This window comes from Rhodopseudomonas sp. BR0C11 (genome assembly GCF_010820945.1).
In the GTDB taxonomy this organism is placed as follows: Bacteria; Pseudomonadota; Alphaproteobacteria; order Rhizobiales; family Xanthobacteraceae; genus Rhodopseudomonas; species Rhodopseudomonas palustris_H.
The window spans coordinates 1-5,653 of sequence record NZ_QTKI01000325.1; the positions used below are offsets into that span (position 1 = coordinate 1).

General features: G+C 64.7%; 6 protein-coding genes. 5 read left to right on the forward strand and 1 reads right to left on the reverse strand.

Annotated features, from left to right (window positions below):
* On the forward strand, positions 1-271 hold a 271-nt coding region (gene petA, locus DYI24_RS19990), incomplete at its 5' end, for a ubiquinol-cytochrome c reductase iron-sulfur subunit (RefSeq protein ID WP_164573554.1).
* 210 nt (positions 272-481) lie between these two features.
* A complete protein-coding gene (locus DYI24_RS19995; RefSeq protein WP_164573555.1) occupies positions 482-874 on the forward strand; it encodes a NifB/NifX family molybdenum-iron cluster-binding protein in 393 nt (130 codons plus the stop codon).
* A gap of 217 nt (positions 875-1,091) precedes the next feature.
* Here DYI24_RS19995 and DYI24_RS20000 read toward each other — a convergent pair whose 3' ends face one another.
* Complete coding sequence (locus DYI24_RS20000) at positions 1,092-1,295, reverse strand: YgaP family membrane protein (RefSeq protein ID WP_013500959.1); 204 nt, start codon at positions 1,293-1,295, stop codon at positions 1,092-1,094.
* An 80-nt stretch (positions 1,296-1,375) separates the two neighbouring features.
* Between DYI24_RS20000 and DYI24_RS20005 the strand changes: the two genes are divergently transcribed.
* From DYI24_RS20005 to DYI24_RS20015, 3 genes are all read left to right on the forward strand, one after another.
* Positions 1,376-1,717: an ArsR/SmtB family transcription factor gene (locus DYI24_RS20005; RefSeq protein WP_164573556.1), complete on the forward strand. Its 342-nt coding sequence runs from the start codon at positions 1,376-1,378 to the stop codon at positions 1,715-1,717.
* A gap of 1 nt (position 1,718) precedes the next feature.
* Positions 1,719-2,714: an efflux RND transporter periplasmic adaptor subunit gene (locus DYI24_RS20010; protein WP_164573557.1), complete on the forward strand. Its 996-nt coding sequence runs from the start codon at positions 1,719-1,721 to the stop codon at positions 2,712-2,714.
* Positions 2,711-5,653 (forward strand): efflux RND transporter permease subunit (locus DYI24_RS20015; RefSeq protein ID WP_164573558.1); only part of this gene is annotated, 2,943 nt, incomplete at its 3' end. The genes DYI24_RS20010 and DYI24_RS20015, both read left to right, overlap by 4 nt.

The window sequence follows — 5,653 nt, forward strand, 5'->3', positions numbered from 1 at the left end:
CGCCGATTGGCAGAGCTTCCGTGATCCTGAGCCCGACTCGGCTCGCGTCAAGCCCGGCAAGGAGCAGTGGTTGGTGGTGTCGGCGATCTGCACCCACCTCGGCTGCGTACCGACCGAGCATCAGGGCAATTACGACGGTTGGTTCTGCCAGTGCCACGGCTCGCAATACGATTCCGCCGGCCGCATCCGGCTGGGGCCGGCGCCGCGTAACCTGCCGCTGGTGCCCTACAAGTTCGCCACCGACACGCAGATCATCATCGGCGAGACCTGAGCGCAGCTCAGCCACAATCGAATTGGTCATGCGCGGGCTTGCCCCGCGCATCCATCGCGCGCGTCAGCGCGTCCCGAACGCTTGCGCGAAGACGATGGAGTGCCGGGTCAAGCCCGGCAACGCGAGCCATTCGTCGTTCGCGCTGCGCACACCTTCCGACGTTACAGGAAGAAGCCCTTCTTTCTTCACATCATCTCGAAAGCCCCAATCATGCTGATCGCGATCGCCAGCCAGAATTTCCGCACCGTGACCGGCCACGCCGGCAAGACCCGCCGCTTCCTGGTGTTCGATGCGGCGCCGTGCCGCCCGCCTCAGGAGGTCGACCGGCTCGACCTGCCGAAGGAGATGTCGATCCATGAATTCAAAGAGGATGGCGAGCATCCGCTCGACAAGGTGAGCGTGGTGATCGCCGGCAGCGCCGGGCCCGGCTTCCTCGCGCGGATGGCCGCGCGCGGCGTGGTTGCAATCACCACGTCCGAGACCGATCCGGTCACCGCCATCCAGAACTACCTGGCCGGGTCGCTGCCACCGGCAGCGCCACACGATCATGACGACGAGGAAGAAGAAGGCGGCTGCAACTGCAATTGCGGCCGGGCGGCCTGAGCGCCGCATCGCTTCGAGGTGTCGCATCGCTTCCAGCCGCTGCGGCGCCAAACGCAAACAGCGTCATGCGCGGGCTTGACCCGCCTGCGCGGCCGTAGCCGCTTCGGCGTGGCGAAGGCCCGCGCATCCATCGCTCTTCATTGAAAACTTTGTCGCCAGAAGATGGATTGCCGGGTCGAGCCCGGCGATGAAGTTTGTTGTTGGTTTCCTGTCGCCCTTACGAAAACGCGTTGCCGGCCGGACGGCCGAGCTTTTTGAACACGATCGCCGCCGGGCAGAAGCCCGTGAACGATGCCTGGATCATGTTGACCCCGGCGAATGCCGTGAGCAGCAGCCAATAGGGGCTGACCAGCCAGCCGAGCGCGAGGCTCACCAGCACGACAGTGCCGGCGAAGGCGAGCACGGTTTGATCGAGATTCATCGCATTCTTCCTCCTGTGTGACGGCCCCGCCGTCTGCATTCGTGTTGACTATATATTCGAATAATCGTATATACGCAAATATGAAAATAACAGACGATCCGATGGTGGTTGCCGCCGACCAGGCCAGCGAGCTTCTGAAGGCGCTGTCGAACCGGCATCGGCTGCTGATCATCTGCCAGTTGGTGGACGGCGAGCGCTCGGTCGGCGAACTCGCCGAAGCGCTGGATCTGCGCGACTCGACGGTGTCGCAGCATCTTGCGCTGCTGCGTCGCGACGGGCTGGTGTCGGCGCGACGCGATGCGCAGTCGATTTTCTATTCGATTACCAGCGAACCGGCGCGCGAAGTGCTGACGACGCTGTACCGGGTGTTCTGCCCGGGGCAGTCGATCGGAATAACGGGCCGCAAACCTGCAAGGGCGTGACATGGGACTGCGATGGACGATGAGCGGCGCGGTCGCCGCATGGCTGCTCGGAGCGGTGGCGGCGAATGCCGCGGCGACGCTGACCGTGGCGGAGACCAGAATCTCCGACGAGAAGGCGGTATTCGCCACCGTTGAAAGTATCAGCGTGGTGCCGGCCCGCGCGCGGATCGGCGGAACGGTGGTGGCGCTGAAGGTGCGGGAGGGCGATAGCGTCACACGCGGCCAGGAGATCGCGACGATCGGCGACGACAAGCTGACGCTGCAGATGAATTCGCTCGATGCTCAGATCCAGGCGCTGCAGGCGCAAGCCAGCCAGGCGCAGATCGACTACGACCGCACCTCGGGCTTGGTCGAGCGCGGCACGCTGCCGCGCACCAAGCTGGACGAAGCGCGCACCGCGCTCAACGTCGCCGAGAACAATCTGCGCGCCAAGACCGCGGAGCGGTCGGTGGTGCAACAGCAGTTCAAGGAAGGCCAGGTGCTGTCGCCGGACGACGGCCGCGTGTTGAAGAAGATGATCACCGTCGGCTCGGTGGTCCTGCAGGGCGATCCGATCGTCACGGTGGCGCAGCAGCACTACAAGCTGCGGCTGCGGGTGCCCGAACGGCACGCGCGCTTCCTCAAGGCCGGCGACAAGATCCGGGTGGACGGCAGCGAGTTCGGCGATCAGGTCGCCAAATTCGGCACCATCGACCTGGTGTATCCGCAGATCGAAGACGGCCGCGTCGTTGCCGACGCAACGGTCGAAGGGCTGCCGCAGTACTTCGTCGGCGACCGGCTGCGGGTGTGGATTTCCGGCGGCGAGCGCCCTGCCTTCGTGATCCCATCGAAGTTCATCACCACCGAATTCGGTATCGACTACGTGCATCTTGGCGAACCCGGCAAGACGGTGGCGGTGCCGGTGCAGCGCGGCCGCGAGCATCCGACGCAGGAGATGCCGGACGGTCTCGAAATTCTGTCGGGCCTGCGTCCCGGTGACAGGCTGGTGCAGCCGTGAACCTCGGAATCTCAGGCCGCCTGACCAAGGCCACGATCCAGTCGCCGCTGACGCCGCTGTTCCTGCTGGCCTCGCTGATCGCAGGCCTGATCGCCCTCGCGGCGATCCCGCGTGAGGAGGAACCGCAGATCAGCGTGCCGATGGTCGACATCCGCATCAATGCCGATGGCCTGCGCGCGCCGGATGCGGTCGAGCTTGTCACCAAGCCGTTGGAAGCGATCGTCAAGGGTATCGACGGCGTCGAGCACGTCTATAGCCAGACCGAAGACGACCGCGTCATGGTCACCGCCCGCTTCCTGGTCGGGACCAAGGCCGAAGACGCGATCCTGCGCGTGCACGAGAAGATCCGCGCCAACATCGGCAGCATCCCGGTCGGCATTCCCGAGCCGCTGATTGTCGGCCGCGGCATTAACGACGTGGCCGTCACGGTGCTGACGCTGTCGCCGAAGCCGGAGGCCGCGGCACGCTGGACTGACAAGGATCTGTACGAACTCGCCGACAAGCTGCGCTCCGAGCTGATGAAGGTCGACAGCATCGGCCTGACCTATATCTCCGGTGGCGGCGCGCAGCAGATCCGGGTCGAGCCCGATTCAGAGAAGCTGTCGCTGTACGGCGTGACGCTGCAGCAGCTCGTCGCCAAGGTGAAGGACGCCAATCGCTCGTTCCTCGCCGGCAATGTGCGCGACGCCGGCACGATGCGCAGCGTCTCGGCCGGTCAGACGCTGATGGGTATTCCCGACATCGGCCTGCTGTTGGTCGCGACCCGCGACAATCGTCCGGTCTATGTCAAGGACGTCGCCTCGGTGATCATCGGGCCGAATATGGCCGAGCACCGGGTCTGGAACGACGCTCGCGACGTCAGCGGAAAATGGGACCGCGTGCCGGCAGTGACGCTCGCGCTCGCCAAGCGCGCCGGCGCCAACGCAGTGGTGGTGTCGCACGACATCAAGGCGCGGCTGGCGACGCTGCAAGGCTCGCTGATCCCGAAGGATGTCGCTGTCACCATCACCCGCGACTACGGCGAGACCGCCAACGAGAAGGCCAACGAGCTGCTGTTCCATCTCGGTCTTGCCACGATCTCGATCGTAGTGCTGATCGCGATCGCGATCGGCTGGCGCGAGGCGATCGTCACCGCGGTGGTGATCCCGACCACGATTCTGCTGACGCTGTTTGCCGCCAATCTGATGGGTTACACTATCAACCGCGTCAGCCTGTTCGCGCTGATCTTCTCGATCGGCATCCTGGTCGACGACGCGATCGTGGTCGTCGAGAACATTGCCCGGCATTGGGGGATGAAGGACGGACGGCCGCGGCTGCAAGCCACCATCGAGGCGGTGGCCGAGGTCGGCAATCCCACCGTGATCGCGACCCTGACTGTGGTGGCAGCGCTGTTGCCGATGCTTTTCGTGTCCGGGCTGATGGGGCCGTATATGGCGCCGATCCCGGCCAATGCGTCGGCCGCGATGCTGTTCTCGTTCTTCGTCGCAATGATGGTGGCGCCGTGGCTGATGCTGAAGCTGGCGCCGAAGCAGGGCGCATCTGTGGCCGCGCATGGCGGTCACGACGAAGGCCGGCTCGGCCGGCTGTATCGCCGCTTCGCTTCGCCCATCGTCGCCAGCAAGCGCGCGGCCTGGATCTTCCTGCTCGGCGTCGGCATCGCCACGCTGATGTCGATGGCGCTGTTCTATACCAAGTCGGTGACGGTGAAGCTGCTGCCGTTCGACAACAAGAGCGAGATCGCCGTGGTGCTCGACCTGCCCGAAGGCGCCACGCTGGAGGACACCGAGCGTACGCTGTTTGCTGCGGCCGATATCGCCCGCGGCCTGCCCGAGATCACCTCGGTGCAGACCTTCGCCGGCACGCCAGCGCCGTTCAACTTCAACGGTCTGGTGCGCCATTATTACTTGCGCGAGCGGCCCGAACTCGGCGAGCTGCAGGTGAATTTGAAGGAACGCGGCGAGCGCAGCCGCGCCAGCCACGACATCGCGCTCGATCTGCGCAAGCGATTGCAGACGCTGAAGCTGCCCGAAGGCACCAGTCTCAAGGTCGTCGAGGTGCCGCCTGGTCCGCCGGTGCTGTCGACGCTGCTGGCGGAGATCTACGGTCCTGACGCTGCCACCCGTCGTGCGGTCACCGCCGAGGTCGAGAAGATCTTCAAGCAGGTGCCGTTCATCGTCGATGTCGACAATTCGATCGGTGAGCCGCGGCCTCGGCTGCGGCTGTCGATTGATCAGGATCGCCTGGAGTTCTTCGGCGTCGAACAAAAGGACGTCTATGACACCATCCAGGCGCTGTTCGGCGGCACCTCGATCGGCTACTCGCATCGCGGCGAAGGCCGCAATCCGATCGCCATTACGGTCGGGTTGCCGAAGCGCTATCTCGAATGGAATGAGGCGTTGGCTTCGACGCCGGTGCCGGCCAATTCGCTGCCCGGCGCCAAGACGGTGGTCGAGCTCGGCCAATTGGTGAAGGCCACCAAGGAAGTCGGCTCGCCCATGATTTTCCGCCGTGACGGCCGGTTCGCCGACATGGTGATGGCCGAACTCGCCGGCAAATTCGAAGCGCCGCTGTACGGCATGCTCGACGTCGACAAGCTGATCGAATCCCACGACTGGGGCAAACTGCCGAAGCCGGCGATCAGCCTGCATGGCCAGCCGTCAGACGAGTCGAAGCCGACCGTGTTGTGGGACGGCGAATGGGAAATCACCTGGGTGACGTTCCGCGATATGGGCGCGGCGTTCGGTGTGGCGATCCTCGGAATCTACGTCCTGGTGGTGGCGCAGTTCAAAAGCTTCAAACTGCCGCTGGTGATTCTGACGCCGATCCCGCTGACGCTGATCGGCATCCTGATCGGCCATTGGCTGCTCGGGGCGCCATTCAACGCCACCTCGATGATCGGCTTCATCGCACTCGCCGGCATCATCGTGCGCCACTCGATC